Below are 18941 nucleotides of genomic sequence, written 5' to 3' on the forward strand. Positions count from 1 at the left end.
GCCAAAACTCAAAACGGAATTGAGTCGTTCTCGAATCCGTCAAGCGGAGGCTTGACCTTGTAGGCGGCCGGGTTTGACTGCGTTCGGATCGCCGCCTCGCATGCCTGCGTAACGGACTCGATCACTTCAGTCGCTTGTGCTTGGTTGTAGTGGCCCAGTGGAGTGTCGAAACCAATTCGTTCGGCGACCGATGCCAACGCTCGCAGACACGCGCGCTGGGCTTCATGTGAAAGTGGATGTGTCACAGGCAAAAGCTCCTCCATCGCCGCCGGATCGCTCCGGCGTCGGGTGTCGTAGAGTTGGTGGAAGGCGTTCTGACAAGTGATAGAGCAGAACGCCCATCGATACGGTGCCCGCCGCGGATCACCGATGCGGCGGCGAAGGTCCAGATGACCGAATCCGCGCGCGGGACGTCCGCAGCCCCAACACGCCGTCATCTGCCATGACGGGATTTGTAGAACACGCGATTCCGGTAGTCGATCAACGCTTCAACTTGTTCTTCATGCTGGACCGCAAGCGCCTGATGAAATCGGATCTGCACATCCACATCAGCCGCGGAGAGCGAACGCAGATCGGTAAAGATTCCATCGCGATTCGGATACCGATCTTGGAGTACGGTTTGGGGCATGGCTGGAGCTCCCCGTTACTGCGCCCACGTCGGTCGACCGGCCACCGGCGCGGAAGCCGGTGCGGTTTGAGCCGCGTGCGCCGGCACGTGGGCCGCGTGTGCGCCAATCCCGCCCTGCGTAGGCGCTACCGCACCCATCGCTTCTTTGTAATTTGGGTGGTCGGGCATGATCGGAATCTTGATTACTGCCTTGTCCTCACCGTAACCATCCCTTTCCCAATCGACCTTGCCGACGAACACCAAGCCGTCGAGATCGGCGAAGCTCTCGATGCAACGGCCGGCTTGCGCGGCGGCGCTCATATCGTCGGGGTGAAGGCCGAGCGCAGAATTGAGTGCCCCTTTGATGAAACTGCGGCCCATCTGGCCCCAGGTCGGACCTTTTGCGCTGTACAGACCGATCAACGTCCACAGCTTGCGGCGCGCGTACTTGCCTTCCAGCACGACGAACTCGGCGTTGAGATACACGGCGCCGGTATCGCCGCGCGTGGCCCAGCCGTGCAGCCACCCCTGGTTCGGATCGTTGTAGCCGCCGGGTTTGATGGTCATGCGGACCTTGACCAACGAACCTTTAGGGATGAGCGAGAACGCCGGACTCTCGGCGTCGTTGAAGTTGTTCCAGACCGACATGAGGATTCCTGCGAATTAGTGGATGGAAGGGGGATTGGGCGCTGCCGCTTCGGGCGCGCCGAGCTTGCGCATTAGCTGACCCAAGTCCGGGGGCTCGACCAAGTCGAGGCGACCGGATCGGTCCTTGGCGGGGAATCCCCAGGGATTGGCGGTATGGCAGACGAACGCGCGGTAAGGCGGCCCGTCCCCACTGGTGATCTCGGCCAGCGTGATCACCTCATCGACGATGCCCGGCAGTTCCAAACCGGTCTTGGAACCGTCGATCTGCAGTTCGTAGACCTTCCGGTTGAAGTCGTCGGTGCGCTCATCGAGGATGCCCACGAACCAGATGTGTTTGCCGCGGGTGTGCTGGATGTGGGTCAGCCACCCCACCATCTCCTGGCCCATCAGTCCGTAGGCACCGCGCGTATCCGGCTTGCCGGTCTTTTCCGAGAACGCCTGCGGCTGGCCTTTGCACCATTGCAGGCACAGCCGCCCGGCCACGGTGATGGAGTCGATGAAAACGGTGCGGTATTTGCTTAGCTCGCCAGGGTCGCCGTAACGACGACAGGCTTGCGCGTAGTGGGCCTCGCTGAAAGATTGGCCGTCGCGCAGGGCGGGATTCGGCCCACCGAGCAGCACGGCGATGTCGCGGCAGTCCTCCCACGTGCGCGGACGCAAGCTGTCGCCCGGCCAGTCCTTGACCGCCAGGTCGCCGGCCTCGATGTCCACGAACAGCGTCGACTCGGCATCCAAGGTCCATAGCTGGAAGGTCTTGCCCAGACCCCAGCGACCGACGAGCACACCTTTTACGCCGCGGACCTCGGCCAGGCGCTGATCGGCAGTGATGATAGGCAGCATCAGGGCCTCCACTTGCAATTTGCGAACTCGATCACGTTTCACCACCCGCTACGCTCAACCGGTAGGTCGGCTTGCCCGTGCTCAGAGTCCGCGCGAGATCAAAGGTCGAGCGCATCGTGGCGGGCCACGCGGTGTATTTGGTTTCGCTGATTCGGTACGTCACCTCCACGAACTCGGCCGGGTCTTCGCCAGCAGCGCGGATTCGTTCCACGATCCGAGCGAGTCGGGCTTGATCCCACTCAATCTTCTTGGGCATCTCAACGCTGATGCGGATCGCACCATCGGTGAGGTGAACGGTGCCCGCATCCTTACCCGCGGTGAGTCGAGCCGTAGCGGCCAGGCGGCCATAGCGAAGATCGACGGCCCGGTCGATCAACTCGGCATTCGCTTTGGCGATCGCCACGGCATCAGCGGCCTGCTTCTTGAGATCAAGCAACTGCTCGGGCGGGAGTTCGGCAAGCTCGGATGCAGGAAGCGCTACGCAATGTTCCAGCGGCGTCATGCCAACACCTGCGCGGCGCGGTCCGTCGTGGAGGAACGCATGGATGCGGACTCGTACTGCGCGACATCGTCACGCCGGTACCGGACATGGCCCGCGATCTTGAAGAATCGCGGCCCGATGCCTTCGCAACGCCAGCGCTCCAAGGTCTTCGTCGGCACGCTCCAATGCGCCGACAACTCCTCGGGGGAGAAATAGCTACTGCTCACAGTGATGCTCCTTGTCTTCGGCGTGTCATGCCGTGCAGGAAGCGTCGGTTGAATGCAGTGAGCAATGTAATGGGGTAACGAGCTAGCAATGCATGAGGAATGCATGAGCAATCGCGCTTCGATTGCTAGCGCTAGAAGTTTGATAGAGATTTTGTGGGGTTCGATGAGGTGCAGTGAGGAATCGGAGCCGATTGCTAGCTCTCTCCTGCAAAAAACGTCCTCAATCCAAACGAAGCATGAACCGAATCAGCCCTATCGCGCATCACGTGTCAACGGACGCGCAAGTGATATTGCGCACAGCTTCGGCCACAGGCTAGGCTTCATTCAGCAACGCAAAATTAACTGGAAGCGGCTTCCCCCCAAAGGCCCTTATTTATGCACAACGGACTGTTTCAACGCGCCTCGACGGCGACCTACTCGATTGAATCTACTCAGCGCTTTCGCCGCTCCTTCGCTCCGAACGTACGGAGCAACATCGATCTTGTTGATCTTTGCCATCGAGATGGCAACCCGCAGATGGGACGACCGATACCGGATCTAGCGATTCGCTGATTCGCTGAGTCGTCTAATTCGCTGCACCTGTATCCAGGCCTTTCCGGCCTGACGGGCAGCTTTTGCCTAAGTTTTTCGAAGGACAAATCGTGCTTTACCGATACCTGAGCTGGTTCGAATCCGAGCCGGCGGACGCCTTGCTGCCTTACGACGGCGAGGCCATGAGCAATTTCGTCACGTTGGGTGCGCTGTCGGCCATCCAGCGTACCCGGCAAATCACGTGCATGGACTGCGGCCATGAGTTCGCGCTGCAGCTTTACGGGTGGCAGGAAGGCGACGTGAAATGCGTCGCCTGCGGCGGTCGCGTGAAATTTACGACTGAGTACATGTCAACGCAGATCAAACTCGATTGGCTGGCGGACGTGCTCGCCCGTCGCCTCGGAGGACCCGACAAGGTTCCGCAGACGCTGGTGGAACGCCGACTCTGGCGCCTGGCTAACGCAGCGACATCGGCTGGCGAGGTGCCGGTCTATCTGCTTCGCGCAGGCTGGCATGTGCCGCTGCCTCCCATTGTGTCCAAGCTCCAAGAAGAATCGACTGGGCGACAGATCCTCCTGTCGTCGTCGCCCTTGATCAACGAGAAGCTCGCCGACACGAACCGCACTATCTTCGCGATCGATGAAGTGGCGCGCATGGAAACCGAGGGCATCTGGCTTGATCTTCGTCGACTGGGAAACGCCGTCACGGCGCCCTACCCGCTTTGGTTCGACCTGGACCCATCGAATGATCGGCTGACCATCGGCAACGAAGTACTTGTACTTCGACGCAATCAGAAGGAATTCATGCGTCTGCTTGCGGCAGCGCATAAGGCCGGGCACCGAGCGGTGAACTGGAAAAACCTGATGCGCCAAGCTGGCTATGACGCGAATTACACGAGCCTAACGCAAGCTTTCTCGCCTGAGCTGTTTCGCTTCATCGACACAGCAAAGGGCGACGTGTGGATCAGGAAGGAAGCCTTGCCGCGCTCACGCGCCGGTCCCTCTCGCTCCTTCAAAGAACGAGCTAACGATGACAACCATTGAAGATCCCGATTGCACTGTCCACCCGCGACTGCATGATGTCGCGTGCCTGCTTGCCTGCACTTTGGTTCGCATGCGCATGCAGCCGGAAGTTTCCGATAGCGAGCCCGTGGACCTTGATAACGCCTCCGAACTGAGGGTGTATGACCGCACCTTCAAACCCCAACGGAGAAAGACGTGAATCGCTCAACTACCCCGCCCGGCAGCGTGGCCGCGAAAATTGCGGCGCTGGAGGGCCTCAAGTGGAACGAACTCAAAGCGCTTTGGAACAATCTGTTCGGACGCGACCCTGGCATCAACAATCGCCGGTACGTCGAGCGCCGGTTGACCCACCGAATTCAAGAAGACGCCGCACGCGAGCACCATGCGGCACTGCTTCGATCCAACGAACGACGAATTCGGCATTTGCTCGAAACCGGAACTATTCAACCCAAGAAGGCCGCCGCATTTCGTACTGGTGCTGTACTGACTCGACGCTATCAAGGTGTTTTGCACTCCGTCAAAATTCTGGAGGACGGCCGCTTTGAGTACGCCGGCAGCCAGTTCCGCAGCTTGTCGGTCATCGCCCGGAAGATCACGGGCACCCGTTGGTCCGGCCCCGCTTTCTTCGGACTGCGCAATCCGTCTACCCAGGAAAACTCGTAATGGACCCTTTCATCATCCCGACCACCGATCCGCGCGAGCCGCTGCGAGTCGCGGTGTACTGCCAGACGTTGTGGAACGATATCGACCTTATCGGCTTTCAGAAAACGGTTATTGCCGACACCCTGCGACGTTGTGCCGACGTGCCGCCCATCCTGACCATCTACGTTGACAATGGGTTCTGTGCAAACACGCAGGTGCGGCCAGACTTCCATCGCCTGCTGCTGGATGTGGCTGCCCGTAAAATCGACGTCATCGCCGTATGCGAGTGGGGGCGACTGGCTACCGGCGAGGCCGACATCAAGCAGTTGCTCCGCTACTTCTACAAGCATGACGTGCTCGTAGTCGAGTGTGAGACGAAGCCTGCGCGACTTGTATTGCTCGCCGCATGAACATCACGCCATCGAAACGACAGCGCTGCGCCGTCTACACCCGCGTATCCACCGAGGAAGGGCTCGGTCAGGCCTACACCTCGATCGACGCGCAGCGAGACGCGGGCGAAGCGTACATCTCCAGTCGCCGCTCGGAAGGCTGGGTACAAGTCAGCGACTTCTACGACGATGCGGGCTTCTCCGGCGGCAATCTGGAGCGTCCAGCGCTTCAGAGTCTGCTGGCGGATATCCGTGCCGGAAAGATCGATATCGTCGTCACCTACAAGATCGACCGTCTTACGCGCTCACTATTCGATTTCTCTGAGCTGTTCAAGGTGATGGAGGAATTCGGCGTCACGTTCGTCGCTGTGACCCAGCACTTCAACACGACCGACGCAATGGGACGCATGGTGCTGAACATCATGCTGACCTTCGCCCAGTTCGAACGAGAGCTGACCTCCGAACGTATCCGGGACAAATTTGTCGCCAGCAAACGAAAAGGCCTGTGGATGCATGGCATACCGCCGCTGGGATACGACGTGAAGGAACGTCGCCTCGTGATCAACGAAGCAGAAGCCGAGCTAGTTCGATGGGTGTACCGTCGCTTTCGAGATGTCCGCTCGCTCCAGAAAGTCGCGGAAGAAGCACGGGAATCCGGGTACCGGAATAAGGCGTGGACCAGCCTTGCGGGTCGGCACTCCCCCGGCAAGGTCTTAGACAAGGGGGCAATCCACAAGATCCTGCACAACCGAACCTATCTTGGGCATCTTAAGCATCACGATTCGGAATTCGAGAACACGCACCCTCCTATCATTGACGCGCTGCTGTGGCAGCAAACCCGAGAGGTACTCGCGGTCAACGCGCATACACGCGCGAATCACTCTCGGGCCAACGTGACCTTTCTGTTGAGAGGGTTGCTGTTCGATTCGGACGGCGCTGCGCTCACTCCATGGCACACCACAAAGCGCAGCGGTCGACTCTATCGGTACTATCTTAGTAAGGAGCTTCTGGACCGAGGCAAGCTATCGGATTCACCTCTTCCGCGCTTGCCCGCTGATGAACTGGAATCCATCGTAGTCGCGCAGTTTCGTAGGGCGCTTCAAGCGCCGGAGATGATTCAGAGCATCCGGTTCTCGGCGAGTTTGCTAGACGACGGTCTGGATGAAGCACAGATCACCGTTGCGATGCAGCACTTGAATCGAATCTGGGACTCACTTTTCCCGGACGAGCAGCAGCTCATCGCCAATCGACTTATTGAAAAAATCATCGTCGCCCCGGAACGTCTAGAGATTCGATTCCACGCACTGGGCTTCCGGCTTCTGGCCGACGACCTGCATAGGAAGGCCGCATGACCTCCGACGTGATTCATCCTAACGGCGAAGCCAGTATCTTCTATACCAGCGACGGCGCTGCCACGATCACACTTCCCATCCGTCTACGTCGGCGATCAGGGCGCAGGAGAATGCATCCCGGCAAGGTCGGCGTCCCTGGCACTGCACCCGATTTATCAGCGATGCAACAAGCACTGGCGCGCGGTTTTCGCTGGCGCGAAATGCTCGATGCGGGTGAAGTGGCCTCCATGAAAGAGATCGCCGCACAAGAAAAGACCGACCATAGTTATGTCGCACGGATGATCAACGTGACACTGCTCGCGCCGCAAATCATCGAGGCGATCCTTGACGACACCCTTCCTGACATTCGTCTTACCCGGCTTGCCGTCAGCCCACCGCTGCTGTGGGAGGAACAGCTCTATCACGTCGGCCTAGTACCCGACCCCGCCATTTGGCGCGGGGAAGTGAATCGTTTACCCTGATTTTTCTAACTTAAGGAAGGGCTCATGCCGAACATAGCTTCTGTATTAAAGGACGAGATCACCCGTCTAGCACGAAAGGAAATGCGGGTGCATATCGATCCACTCCGCGCACAGCTATTGGCGCAGCGAAAGGTGATCACGGCGCTCAAGCAAGAATTGAGTCATTTACAACGCGATGTCGGCAAACTCTCCAAGGGAGCGCGCCCGGGTCCTCAGTTGAAGGCAGATCCGAACCGAGCCGATAAACCGTCACGGTATTCCGGCGCGCTGCTCCGAAAATTGCGGGAGCGACTGGAACTGTCTCGTGATGCCTTTGCCCCTTTAATCGGAGCCAGCTCGCAAGCTGTATACAACTGGGAGCAGACGGAGACCCGCCCGCGCCAGGAATTCCTCGACAAGATTGCGCTGATTCGTGGCCTGAGCAAGGCACAGGTTCAGGAGCTGCTGGAGCAACACAGCGCACCTAAACCCAGCAAGAAGGCGGCCAAGAAGATCGGTAGGAAGAAGGCAGCAGCCAGCAAGGAATAGATCGCTCGCAGTTTCAACCCGAGCCGTCCAATCTCGGCTCGCGAGACGGGCGGCATCTAGCGTCCGCGTTATGAACGCCAACTCGCCCTTACAACGCCTGCCTCCCGGCTTTCACTGGGAGGCACCCTTTTCTGGCTCGATCTTCCCATCCCACCTTGTGGCGGTGCCAGATGACGACCCCGAGGCTTGGCTCGCCACCGTCGCGCCCGCACACGGTCAGACGGCCGCTGTCGCGACTATCCGGCGCCATCTCGGTCTGCGGGAGCACGTCAGCCGTCCATTCCGCACCGACGCCGCCGCATTGGGCGGGGTCGCGCGATGGCTCTCTAGCCAGGGTGGCGCAGTACGTGCGGAACTAGCCAGCGATTGGCTACCCAGACCTATCGTTGCGACATGATCGCGCTCCCGCCCGCTCGTATTCCGCCCGACCTGGACCGGCTCCCAGTGCTGTCGCCGCCTTTCCAGTGGTGCCTGCCCCACGCGAAGCAACACCGGCGGTTGGTGCCGGAATCGCGGCTCATCATCGTCGGCGTGGATCAGCCGGCAGTGGCGTCCATTAGCGCAGGGACGGGCAAGTGGAGCACCTTGGTTGGCACGCACAGAGCGCTGCATTCCGGTCAGCACTATCGCGAATTTCTCAGCCGCAACACGGCCGCACGATATGTTGCCGCATGGGCCAGCCGATACGCTGAGCAAATTCTTGCAGAGATCTCTGACTACAACCGCAGCCGAGTCTCGGGTTAAATAGTTGCATGTCCGATAACGCAGCAAAGCATCGCGCCATGCCGATTTGTGTATCCCGCTATCCCTGCTGGCTGCGCACTCGAAGCGACCCAGCCCAATACGATCCGGAAACATCGGTGGCAGTGATCGAGGAGGAGCGCGAGCCGGATGAATGGGGTGAGCCGGGCCGACTGGTGCATCGAAAGCTCCTGTATGTCGAAGGCCCATTTGGCGGAACATGGGCCACCCATCACCGCTCGCGGCATTCGTCTTGGCGCTTGGAGCTCGGACCACGCATTGGCCGCCTTCATTGGGCGAGCCCAGCCGAACCAAGCTGAGGCGCGAGGCGATTTCGGTTTGGAAATAGCCGATTTTTGGCTGTTTTGCGGGTGCAACCGGTGGACGCTACCCGGTAACATCACTTTTAGATTATTGATGGCAATTCCATGGTCCGCCCTCCTCACAAACCCCTGCCGGTAGAGATCCCGCTACCTGTGAATCAACCGTTCGCGGAAGACGCGATTTTCGTGCGTTTGCCGACGCTCGCATCATTGGAAGAGTGTTGGGCGCAGCAGAGGGCGATACGTCCATATGTGGCCAATGGTATGACCTGCCCCGAAGGCCAGCGCTTCCTCAATCAATACGAATGGGTGTTCGCACCGACGAAAGCGGCGCTCATCGAGGCAATGACGCGCTGGGACCAGGTCGGCATCTGCGTCCGCTGGTACGACTGGAAAGGTGATGCGAACGCTATCTACAGCTACGAGGAACACTTCCGCGACTATGAGGAACGTCGAGAACGCGGCATTGCCGAAGGCACCTGGACGCTTCAGGACGAAGTGGACCACGTGGAATACAGCCCGGAGCGCTACACCGGCGAGTGGGTTATCGACAACCTGCCTGATGACATGGGCGAGGATTGGTTCGCTTTCGGGCACAGAAGCATCATCGATCAAACACTTCCAACTTCAGTAGTCACACGCCTGTTGCAAGAACGCACGTTCGATGACTGGCGTAGAGGCGATGCCTACGATGTCATGGTGCGGGATGCGAAAAGTGTGGGCGATGAAATCGAATACTGGCGAGGTGAGAAGCGCGCGGGTGAGGACTACTACGGCAAAGAGAACGAATCGCGCAGCTGACGCGCTCAGTGCGGAATTTAAATGAAAGGCACTCGTTCTTCTGCACCATGCCACTTGGTTCCGTGCATGAAAGTTTCGCGCTCCGACTCCGTAGTCAACGCAAATTTAGCGATATGTGTTCGCGCCATTCTATGAACAAACTCAAATACCTCCGCGTTTTCCGACGGCTGTCCCCTCGGATTCGCGACGTGCGCATCACGGAGCTCCAGCGCTGTTTCATAGGCTGAGTTGTCGGAAAGCTGCGCCTCACTGTACAAACGCGAGTTGATGTTCGCGGTACCGATTTCGATGGTCAAACCCGTCAATCCTGTATTGAGCACCGCGCGCAACGTCTTTAGCTTCTTGGCGTCGCTCCGAAAATCGGTCTGCTTGAAGACTATGTTGTAGTGAGGCTTGAAGTAATTTATGAGCGCGGCCTCCACCAGAGAAACCCGATCCCTGCGCAGAACTTGCGCATTCATTATTCTTTCAAGATGGGCGCGATCTTCGTCCGGCGTCGCCAACGGGTCGAGACTGAAATCTCCAGCATTGCTGATAAATTTCTGCGAGCTACCGAACTGATAGAGCAACAAGAGCAGCTCCATTTCGGGATGGAAGGTGTGAAAATCCGCAAGGATCGCCTGGAATGTGTGGTGATTTCGCAATCGATCCAACGCGATGCGCGCCTTCTTTCTACCCTGCGACTGTCCGACATAGAGGACGTGAAGATCGCGCTCGTCTTCAGTCAACGGGGTAATGGCTCCCGAAGCGATTTGGCACGCTCCAAGTAGATACTTCTTCCCAGCTATATCGTCGATTAGCTCGATGTGCGTCCCCGATGGCAAGACAGATGCCCGAGCACTTTGAGGGGTGAATCCAAGATTCGGCGGCAGTTCGAAACTGAACGGAACTCCAGTCCAGCCTTTGTCCCGCATGACTACCAATTGTCCCGTCAGCGTTGTTCCATCGAATGAAGACTCCGGAGATATCAGAATTCGTCTTCGACACACCACAACATAGATGTTGCTGCCTTCCATGACTTCGCGCATCTCTGGATCGCTATCCGCCTTAAGCAGATCTCCGGGCGAAAGCAAGAATGGATCTCTTGAGTAGCAGTGAAGGCATCCTTCCGCAGTAAACATGCGCACAGCGTTCGCTTCGTCGTTCATCCTTAAACGCTCCTCTGTGGTCTCACTTAAGCTTCGATGCAACTGTTCGTAGCGTGATCAAGTCGCTCGGACTGTGCTCGCCCCGCCATCACTTGGCGGCGCCGCCTCGCCGTCAATTATTTCTTTAGAGGGATTTGAGCAAAGCCCGATGGTGTACGTCAGCTTCTTGTCTTCCCTGAGGTGCCTCATCGCATCGGAAAACACCTCTTTTGCCAGGGCACGATCCTCAACATCCATGTCGACCAGCGTTACAAAACTGACGCAATTTCGAGACTCGATATATATCGAGGCATAGGTGTCGCCTGGAGCCTCGTATCGGAACGTTTCCAGTGGAGATCCCGGGCGGTTGGGTTGACTGACCCCAACTCTTTCGAAGCCATGCGCTATCAGTCTCTCTTCAATTTGAGCAACTACCGCATTCGGCCTTTGGCCATGTAGTTGAACCGTGACCTGCTCAACGGCCAGCCGCGGGCCGCATCCGGTGATGAGGAGGACGAGAACTAACCAGGCAGGAAAGTTTTTCATTCGTTCTAACACCTCAGTCCAATGAGGGCGATGTTTAGGCTATGGCAAGGGAGTTCTTCCACTCTTGTACAACCGAAAGATCACAACCCAGCCCGCGTTACTTAGAAGACTGTCCGTGACGAACCGTCTCCGGAATGCATTGCCAAAACGAGGGTGGGAAGTCAGTTTCCATCTGAGACCGTTCCCACCAGTTTGGATTCTCCGACTCGATCAAGCGACGTTGCCAACGATGGGGCCAGCGCCGGATCTCCGCCGCTCGTTCGCAGGCGGCGGCATGCGTTTGCGTTCGTTCTAACCACACTAGACAGAAGGCCGCCAGACCGGGGTCGTTGGCGACCGCTGTACGCCTAAAATGAGTCCGTTTAACTTCTTGCAGCACCTCTGAGATTAGGCCGCCGACGCCGACGACATACGGACCGCGTCGCTGGTCTGCGAGCAGGTAGACCATGTGCGGTCCGGTGGTCGTACTCATCCGCCCCTCCGATTACCGTGACGGTCCTCGGCTCGGGTCATCCGGATTCCGTTGTGATGTCTCCTGCGCCAGCTGCTGCTCGCGTTGCTGATTGACCGCCTGCGTCTCGCGCAGGGTGTCCTGTATCGCGGGCGGCTGTTCTGAGAGCGACACCGCACCATGAAAGCCGGGCGTGGTTGAGCCGACCCACAGCTTGCCGTTAGCGACGCCCACCTGCGCGATGCTACCTGCATCGTGGATATTGTCGCGCTTGGCCGAGAGCATCGCCGCCGCCACCGTTTCATCTGAAACGTGCCCGGGCGCACCCGCGCGAATCTTCGCGAACATGGCTTGGTCAGCAGGAGGCATGCGCGCCAGATCCTGTGCAACCATTGCCGGGGCTGGTGTCGCACTGTCGCCAACTTGCGCATAGTGTGGTTGTCGCTCCTTCGAGTGCGCTTCGCTGGGCGCAGCCGAAGGCTCGACTCGACGGCTGGTCTCGATCGGGCGCGCGTCGGCTAGAGGGGAAGTCAAAGATGCCGTAGTAGTTTCGGCAGTGCGCTCGTCGTTGGCCACGGCCGCTAGTTCGGCAGGTTTCGTGGCCGTCTCGGCAGCGGGGGCTTGTACGGCGGTTTTGTCGACCTTCTGCGATTCGATCTTCGCCCGCTGCACAACTGCAAGCGCATGGACCGTCTCGGGGTCAACGCTCCCCGTCTCCGGCAGACCATTGTCGCGTTGTAACTGGCGCACGGCTTGCTCGGTCGCTGCGTCGAACTGACCGTTCCGCTGTAGGGGTGCGTCGTCTGTTCCACCATAGCCGACCCGCTGCAAGCGGTACTGCAGCATCTCGACGTCCTGCCCGTGGTCACCGCGGCGCAAGGTTCCATCATCCGGGGCAGGTTCGGCTTCCACCGCCACCGGCACGACTTGAGGGGTAGGCTGGGAAGGCGTCGGAGTGGGCGTGCCCGGCGTAGGCGTGGCCTCGGCTGCGACCGGGGCGACGCGAGGAGCGGCCTGGGGAGGCGTTGGCGCCGACGCGTCTGGCGCCGGCTGTATCGCGGGCACCTGCTGTTCTGGCGGCTTGGCAATGAGTACGTCCGGCCTAACCGGTTCGGCCGGCGCCACTGCGACCGGCGCTGGCTCGGCTTGTTTCGGTGCTGAGGGCGGTTCCGGTTCGTCCAACGTACGGCCGTTTTGCGCATCGCGAACGGGCGGCGCAGTCATAGGATCGATCGGAGGGGCGGTGGCGGTTCGCTGCGCGACGCCCAACGGCTCGGTTGGCGTCCGCATTGCTTCGGCATCCTGCCCGGGCTGCAGATCCTTTGGCTTTTCCAACGGCACCTCGGCCGCCACGGCCTTGACTGGCGCGGGCGATGGCGCATCGGGTTCGCGTGCCGCCTCGGGCTTGGGCTGCGGTCGCACTCGATCTGCATCAATTGCGCCTATGACAATTTCGGGTTCCCCATCCGCCGCACCGGCCACCGCTTGCAACGCTGAGGCCTGAACATCATCGCGCTTCAGCCCTAACCGATTCGCTTCGCGAACGACCTGCTCCAAGGCTGCTTGCTGTTGCGGAGACAAGTTCGCGATCCGCAGCTCCGGTGCCTCCGGCGTTGCGGGAGGTGGCGATCGCAAGTCGAGCATCGCCATTTGCACTTCCAGTGCGCTCGTGACGGCAACGACACGGTTCGCACCGTCGGCGCCGCGACCGACGTGCTCGATCGGGCTGTTGATATCAAATTTGCCGCTCGCAGTGTTGAGCCCCAAGTGCAGCGATGTCGCCAGCGGAGCTACGCCATATTCCTGCTGGGTACGCCTCACCGCCTCAAGCGTCGCCTCCAACTGCTCTGGAGTTGCATTGACGTTGTGGACGTTGTGGGTCGCCAACAAGTCCTTACGCTCAATGTCCTCCAAGGTCGGTGGCTGCCGATTCGGAATCGCCGCGACTTGTTGCTCGTGCTGAGCCAACTGCGGTTGCAGCACCGCGCGCGTGCTTTCCAATTCCTGACGCAAACTCCCGGAAGCCACCACGGACTCACCGTTGCGCTGCCACTGCCCATCCGCCATGCGGCGATACAGCTTCCCGTCCGAAGCGGTTAGCGAGTCATCCGAGAGCGCCGATTGAATGGAGGGCGGCATGACCCCGAACCGTTCCCAGCCTTCGCTCCGGTGCACCATCTGATAGCGAGCCGCCATGGGCACCGGACCATTGGCGATGTTGTCGCGGATCACCTGTTGCGATGCGCTATCCAACTCGGCCGCACGCTCGGCACTGGCGGTATACATTTGGATCATCGGAACGCCACGTTGCTCGTAACCTTCGACTACTCGACGGCTCCATGCGCCAGTTTGCGCATCACGTTCCCAATCCGCCCGCTGCTGACTCACTGGATCGCCTTCGGCAGCAGGCTGGGAGTACGGATTGCGCGGCGGTTCCAGCTTCCTCATCGCCAGTTCCGTCGCGACGTTGCTGGCCTTGTAATTGAGTTTTTCCGCCGTTTCCGGATCGGCAGAGAACGACTGCTTGATGGGATTGTTCTTGCCATCATCGAGCATGTCGCCCAAATCCGGTCGGACCCATTGCCGCCCGTTGGATTCCCATTTGACGCCATCGACGGTCTGCTTGAAGGTCTTATAACTATCCAGAACTTCAGCGACATGCTCGCCCACATGCGCGCCGGCTACGGCTGCACCGCCGATCACAATGAAGCCCACGACTCCGGGCCCGGTCGCAGCCGCGGTGGCAACCAAACCGGCAGAGGCACCACCTATCCAGCCGCCAGTGCCGCGCGCGGCGTAGTGCGTCAGTTCCGATTGCGCGGCCAGTGGACTGTCTTGTGAGAGCAGTGTGCTGACGCGGTCCGCGCTTGCCTTAGCGTCCACCAAACTCGCTGCAATGCCGGCGACGCCGGCCGCTGCTAGCACCTTCGCACCGGGACTTATCTGCGTGGGAGCCTGGTAAGGTCTGACCTCGACGTCAGCCTTCTTCAGCAAGTCCGCCATCGCCTCTTCGGCCGGCGGCGCAGCCATCTGGGTTGGGAGTGAACGAACAACAGGGCGTGTGCGCTCAGTGATTTGTGCCACATCTTCACCAAGCTCTTCAGGCATGTGGACGGGTGTATGCACCACTTGCCCGGCCGGAGTGACGGCTGGAGTGGCCCGCGAGTAGTCCGGAACCAGGACACGAACTTCACCTTCAGGAGTATCTCGGGCGGCATGGCCCATGTACTTAAAGACGCTTCCTTCCTCAGAGCGGTGCACGACATTGAGACGAGGGTCATAGGACTCGGGAAGGCGATGCAGCAACGGTTCGCTGAAAAGAGCGTTGTGGTAGTCCGTCATCAAGTTCTGACTTCTGGTACCAAGCCCGTTTCGCAGATAGCTTCCGCCAATATTCGAGTGAGCGCCCGCCACAGTCACACTCAGGAATCGACCATCTTGTGATGCCCCCTCCGGAATGATCCGGTCGACAGGAAACTTGTTTCGTTTCTCGTCAGCAGCGTTGATCTGAAACCCCGACACGACGGATGGCGGAAGTCTTCGATCAAACCTTTCCATCACCCCGGTAGGCACGGGATCGTAGAGCCCAACCGACATCGGAGTAAGCCCTGGTTCCTGATGGAAGTGTGGATATGACCGCGTTGGCACTCCTCGTTCGTCACGCACGTATTCCGGCCGGCTAAGATCCGGAATGCCGCGATCATGAATCATCCGTGCGAGTAGAGGCACCTGACTTGCACCGCGACTAAATCCCTCTAGATGGATGGCCAGCTTCGCATGCGGGTCTTTTTCGTAGATATCTTGCGCACGCGTTACGAGACGGTCATACATTCGCTCTGCACGATCGAGGCTGGTACTTCCGCGAGCCGAGTCATAGACGAATGCCGGAAGGTTCGTCTGTGTACCTGCCCCAGCGATGTACTCAACGTCGATTCTGTCAATGCCAGAACGCTTGAGCTTCTGGATCTGGGCATCGAAGCGCGCAACGCTGGTAGCGTGAAGTGGGTCCTGGTTTACATCATTTCCCGTTCCGTCCATCAACCCGACCAAAAGGTGCGAATGAGGATCGTTGGTACTAAAGAGGGCGGGGACCTTGAACTTGTACAGGTCATCGGCAGCTCTGTCGTAGCTGGCTAGCCGATCAGCGTTTGCTTCGAAATGCGAAACATCTTCAATCGGTAGACCATCTTCAGCAAGATGGACAACTTGTTTCTTCTGACCTCCCATGTCTTAGCGCTCCCTTAGTACGTCTTGGACCAGACCTGCACCAATTCGTTGCGACTTCTGAGGTTCGGTCGCTCGGGGTCTCGGGAGGAATTGGTGAGGATGCGCGCTTTCATGTAGATCGTGATGACTCGATCGTTGACCTCCATAAGAAGCTCCGGATGAACCTTGTCGAAGCGCGCCCAATCCTCGTTGACCTCGGCCTTTGAGACGTTGTGGTGCACAATTCGATTCGGCACGACCTCTTCGATAAGGTCAATTTCAGCGGTGCGTTCGACGCCGTCCAGCGGCATCCACCGGACTTCGACAGAGCCGGGCGCCGCATCGTCGAAAAATACGTTGTGCGAAGCGGTCCAATGGTCCTTCCAATCGGCCGAACGGGGCTCCCCAGAAGGAACGTCGAGTTCATCGTCGAGCGCGAATTGATAGTTATTGAATAGGATGCTGCACCGAAGGGTGTTGTAGACCCGCGACCCGAACGAGAAGGAGTCGAAGGTCAACGGCCAGGGCATTGGGGATGAATTGCTCGGTGCTTGGGTGTTCATGCTTAAAGTCCTTAGGGGAAAATGCTGCAAGAGACACAAGAGGCTCGTTGACGCGACGATACTGTGGGTAATCGGGAAGGGGTTGAATCTGCTACTGCCACGGATTGTTCATGCCGCGCGTCGAAAGCAATAAGAGTGCCAATGCAAATATCGGCATGACAACGATTGCAGCGCCGAAGGCGAGGATGATCCCCAGTGGCCAGTCGAATTTCCAGATGGTCAACGGCATCAATAGGCACGCCGTACCCACATACAAGATCGAGAAAATCTTTTTCAGCATCGATCGTCTCCAAGCGCTGCCGCTCGTAGGCGCGGGAACGCGCTTCCGCGCCCAGGACTGGGGCGGTGCAAACTGGCAGGAGGTCGGCAGCAGGGATGGCGCATGAACTGTCCGTGTTGGACCCGTGTAAACACTCTCACCGCACGTCATGCGCGGTAAGTACCTGGATGCCCGCTACAGGGGCTAGTCAAGGATTGGGTCAGGCGGGAGCACCTACGTTGGGTGCGTCCGAGGAATAGATGAAACTAAGTGCAGCTTGTACCGGGTGCCGAGCAGGAGTCAAGGCCGCCCGCTGGTTTCTGTGGAAACGTTCCGGCACGCCACGGCGCGAGTGTGACATCGGCTCAGGCGACGCGATCGCGCTTACGTCGGATTCCGGTCAGCTCTTTCAGTGCCATCTGGCAATCCATTGCGGTATCCGCGGAACTGCTTCCGTTATTGAACTTGACGACTCTCCATCCCCGCGCCCCTGGTTTCGAAGGCGAGTTTTACGCTTTTGTTGACCTGTTGATCGCCGAAAAACTCGCAAAAAAGTCCACGGGTAACTCATTGATTTACAAGACCCAAAAAAATGGGCCTTTGGTTCCGAGACCACAGGTAGGGAGAAGAGAGAGGACTGGGTGGCGAATTTTTCGCCAAATCGCGTTTTTCGCCTGCTCTCCGAAACCACGGCTTACGCGGAAACCCTCGAAAATAAGGGGATTTTCTCAACCTGCGGAGGGGGAGATAAACGCGCTTCTGCAAGGAGTGGTGGGCCCACCAGGATTCGAACCTGGAACCAAAGGATTATGAGTCCTCTGCTCTAACCGTTGAGCTATAGGCCCGCAAAGCTGCGGTGCGATCCGCCGCCGGCATGGCTGGGACAGCCGCCGGGTGCGTCTCCGGAGAGGTCTGAGCGTCCCGGATCGAAGACGCGGAAGTATATCGTCAGGCTGCGGCCTCGTCTCCGCCGCGGGCCGCCGTCGGACGCATCTTCGCCCCGACCGCCCATCCGATCTCGATTGCCGCCTCGCCGAAGGCGGTCCTATGATCGATCAGGCCTCACTTTGAGCGGTGGCGCGGTCGGCCACGGCAGGCTTCATCGGCACCCTCGCCGATGTCCAGTTCCATATCGGAGATAAAGGACTTTCTCATGGCCACGATCCGCACCGACGATGTGATCGCCAATCATCCCTTGTATGCCTCGATGCGCGAGCAGTTGCCCGGGGTGCCCGAGGACAAGACCGCGGAGATCACGCTGCGCGCGTTGCAGAACGGGATCCTGGGGCCGGACAGGCTGCAGCGGGCGCAGGTGCACGATGAACGCATCGTCGCGGTCGGCACGGTGCCCGGGTTCGGCGCGATGGTGGGCTTGAATACGCCGGCGCCGCCGATCGCCGAGCTCAATGCACAGTACGCCGCGCTCGGCAAGGGTGCGACGGTCGCGCAGGCGCCGGCCCAGACCAGGGCACCGGCATCGACGCCGACACCTGCGCCCGCACCGACGTCCTCACCTGCACCTGCACCTGCACCTGCACCTGCAGACAGCGTGACGGCGCCGACAGTTAACGTGAACGTCGGTCGCGCGCTGGACGCCGATGAGCAACGTGCGGTCGACGCGCTCAATGCCTCGATCCGGGACGTGACCCGCACCATCAACGGCATTCCCAATGAGGCTCGCATGACCTTGGCCGACGGCCGCACGGTCAGCGGCGAGGAACTGCGCGACATGTGGTCGAAAACCCAGTTCACCCTCCATCACACCGGGTACAACGAATATCGCAACAAATCCGCTCGCGGCGAGGCCGATTACAACGGCGGCGATCCGCAGATCGGCTACAACATCGACAATCTCACCAAGTACAGCCGGGTTCCCGGCGGGATGAACTATCTGGTCCTGCACGAAATCGGCCATATGACGGTGGCCGGGCGTGAGACCAACACGGATGTCCATCGCGACGACACGCTGACGCACGAGGAGAACGAAACCAACGAGCGCCTGGCCAACGATGTGGCGCGCGGCATCGCCCATCGCGGCGGTCTGTCCATTCTGCCGGCGACCGGTCCGACCGCGCCGACCCAGGGCGGCTACAGCGCCGATATCCCCAGCTTCGACACGCCGGCCCCGCCGCAACCGGGCGACGAAGGGCCGCAGAAAGGCGAAGGCGCGCCCGCGCCGAGGCGGTGATGGCGATG

20 protein-coding genes and 1 tRNA gene are annotated in these 18941 nt (G+C 59.5%); 10 read left to right on the top strand and 11 right to left on the bottom strand.

The window, feature by feature from the left end:
• Positions 1-8: 8 nt before the first annotated feature.
• From ACTOWJ_RS26885 to ACTOWJ_RS26910, 6 genes are read right to left on the bottom strand one after another with little or no spacing between them, the layout of a single operon-like run.
• Positions 9-437 carry a DUF6511 domain-containing protein gene (locus ACTOWJ_RS26885; protein WP_441337703.1) on the bottom strand — a complete coding sequence of 143 codons (429 nt, stop codon included), beginning with the start codon at positions 435-437 and terminating at the stop codon, positions 9-11.
• The gene (locus ACTOWJ_RS26890; RefSeq protein WP_441337704.1) at positions 434-628 is read right to left on the bottom strand and encodes a hypothetical protein; all 195 of its coding nucleotides are present in this window, start codon (positions 626-628) and stop codon (positions 434-436) included. The genes ACTOWJ_RS26885 and ACTOWJ_RS26890 overlap by 4 nt, the downstream gene beginning before the upstream one ends.
• Positions 629-643: 15 nt before the next feature.
• Positions 644-1255: a hypothetical protein gene (locus ACTOWJ_RS26895; protein ID WP_441337705.1), complete on the bottom strand. Its 612-nt coding sequence runs from the start codon at positions 1253-1255 to the stop codon at positions 644-646.
• 15 nt (positions 1256-1270) lie between these two features.
• Positions 1271-2107, bottom strand: coding sequence for an ATP-binding protein (locus tag ACTOWJ_RS26900; protein ID WP_441337783.1), 837 nt, complete (start codon positions 2105-2107; stop codon positions 1271-1273).
• 19 nt (positions 2108-2126) lie between these two features.
• Positions 2127-2597, bottom strand: coding sequence for a hypothetical protein (locus tag ACTOWJ_RS26905; RefSeq protein ID WP_441337706.1), 471 nt, complete (start codon positions 2595-2597; stop codon positions 2127-2129).
• Positions 2594-2803: a helix-turn-helix transcriptional regulator gene (locus ACTOWJ_RS26910; RefSeq protein ID WP_441337707.1), complete on the bottom strand. Its 210-nt coding sequence runs from the start codon at positions 2801-2803 to the stop codon at positions 2594-2596. The genes ACTOWJ_RS26905 and ACTOWJ_RS26910 overlap by 4 nt, the downstream gene beginning before the upstream one ends.
• 641 nt (positions 2804-3444) lie before the next feature.
• Here ACTOWJ_RS26910 and ACTOWJ_RS26915 point away from each other — a divergent pair.
• From ACTOWJ_RS26915 to ACTOWJ_RS26950, 8 genes are all read left to right on the top strand, one after another.
• Positions 3445-4377, top strand: a complete 933-nt coding sequence (locus ACTOWJ_RS26915; protein WP_441337708.1) for a hypothetical protein — start codon at positions 3445-3447, stop codon at positions 4375-4377.
• 174 nt (positions 4378-4551) lie between these two features.
• Positions 4552-5019 (top strand): DUF2924 domain-containing protein, encoded by a 468-nt coding sequence (locus tag ACTOWJ_RS26920; RefSeq protein WP_441337709.1) that lies wholly within the window; start codon positions 4552-4554, stop codon positions 5017-5019.
• Positions 5019-5408, top strand: a complete 390-nt coding sequence (locus tag ACTOWJ_RS26925) for a recombinase family protein (RefSeq protein ID WP_441337710.1) — start codon at positions 5019-5021, stop codon at positions 5406-5408. Before ACTOWJ_RS26920 ends, ACTOWJ_RS26925 begins: the two co-directional genes overlap by 1 nt.
• Positions 5405-6739, top strand: a complete 1335-nt coding sequence (locus ACTOWJ_RS26930) for a recombinase family protein (RefSeq protein ID WP_441337711.1) — start codon at positions 5405-5407, stop codon at positions 6737-6739. The genes ACTOWJ_RS26925 and ACTOWJ_RS26930 overlap by 4 nt, the downstream gene beginning before the upstream one ends.
• Positions 6736-7200, top strand: coding sequence for a hypothetical protein (locus ACTOWJ_RS26935; RefSeq protein WP_441337712.1), 465 nt, complete (start codon positions 6736-6738; stop codon positions 7198-7200). Before ACTOWJ_RS26930 ends, ACTOWJ_RS26935 begins: the two co-directional genes overlap by 4 nt.
• Before the next feature lie 24 nt (positions 7201-7224).
• Positions 7225-7728, top strand: a complete 504-nt coding sequence (locus ACTOWJ_RS26940) for a helix-turn-helix domain-containing protein (RefSeq protein WP_441337713.1) — start codon at positions 7225-7227, stop codon at positions 7726-7728.
• Between the two features lie 366 nt (positions 7729-8094).
• A complete protein-coding gene (locus ACTOWJ_RS26945; protein WP_441337714.1) occupies positions 8095-8472 on the top strand; it encodes a hypothetical protein in 378 nt (125 codons plus the stop codon).
• 473 nt (positions 8473-8945) lie between these two features.
• Positions 8946-9593 (top strand): hypothetical protein, encoded by a 648-nt coding sequence (locus tag ACTOWJ_RS26950; protein WP_441337715.1) that lies wholly within the window; start codon positions 8946-8948, stop codon positions 9591-9593.
• Positions 9594-9610: 17 nt separating this feature from the next.
• Here ACTOWJ_RS26950 and ACTOWJ_RS26955 read toward each other — a convergent pair whose 3' ends face one another.
• The 4 genes from ACTOWJ_RS26955 to ACTOWJ_RS26970 form a co-directional block, all read right to left on the bottom strand.
• Positions 9611-10741, bottom strand: coding sequence for a hypothetical protein (locus ACTOWJ_RS26955; RefSeq protein WP_441337716.1), 1131 nt, complete (start codon positions 10739-10741; stop codon positions 9611-9613).
• A gap of 57 nt (positions 10742-10798) precedes the next feature.
• The gene (locus ACTOWJ_RS26960) at positions 10799-11266 is read right to left on the bottom strand and encodes a hypothetical protein (RefSeq protein ID WP_441337717.1); all 468 of its coding nucleotides are present in this window, start codon (positions 11264-11266) and stop codon (positions 10799-10801) included.
• Positions 11267-11750: 484 nt separating this feature from the next.
• Positions 11751-15944 (bottom strand): peptidoglycan-binding protein, encoded by a 4194-nt coding sequence (locus ACTOWJ_RS26965; RefSeq protein ID WP_441337718.1) that lies wholly within the window; start codon positions 15942-15944, stop codon positions 11751-11753.
• A gap of 14 nt (positions 15945-15958) precedes the next feature.
• Positions 15959-16486, bottom strand: coding sequence for a hypothetical protein (locus tag ACTOWJ_RS26970; protein WP_441337719.1), 528 nt, complete (start codon positions 16484-16486; stop codon positions 15959-15961).
• Between the two features lie 110 nt (positions 16487-16596).
• On the opposite strand from ACTOWJ_RS26970, the gene ACTOWJ_RS26975 reads away from it, so the two are divergent.
• Positions 16597-16872, top strand: coding sequence for a hypothetical protein (locus tag ACTOWJ_RS26975; RefSeq protein WP_441337720.1), 276 nt, complete (start codon positions 16597-16599; stop codon positions 16870-16872).
• Positions 16873-17514: 642 nt separating this feature from the next.
• Here ACTOWJ_RS26975 and ACTOWJ_RS26980 read toward each other — a convergent pair.
• Positions 17515-17590: transfer RNA gene (locus tag ACTOWJ_RS26980), tRNA-Ile, on the bottom strand.
• A 308-nt stretch (positions 17591-17898) separates the two neighbouring features.
• Between ACTOWJ_RS26980 and ACTOWJ_RS26985 the strand changes: the two genes are divergently transcribed.
• Entirely contained in the window at positions 17899-18933 is a 1035-nt protein-coding gene (locus tag ACTOWJ_RS26985) for a hypothetical protein (RefSeq protein WP_441337721.1), read from the top strand.
• The last annotated feature ends 8 nt before the right edge of the window (positions 18934-18941 follow it).

It is taken from the genome of Lysobacter sp. CA199, assembly GCF_052078715.1.
In the GTDB taxonomy this organism is placed as follows: domain Bacteria; phylum Pseudomonadota; class Gammaproteobacteria; order Xanthomonadales; family Xanthomonadaceae; genus Lysobacter.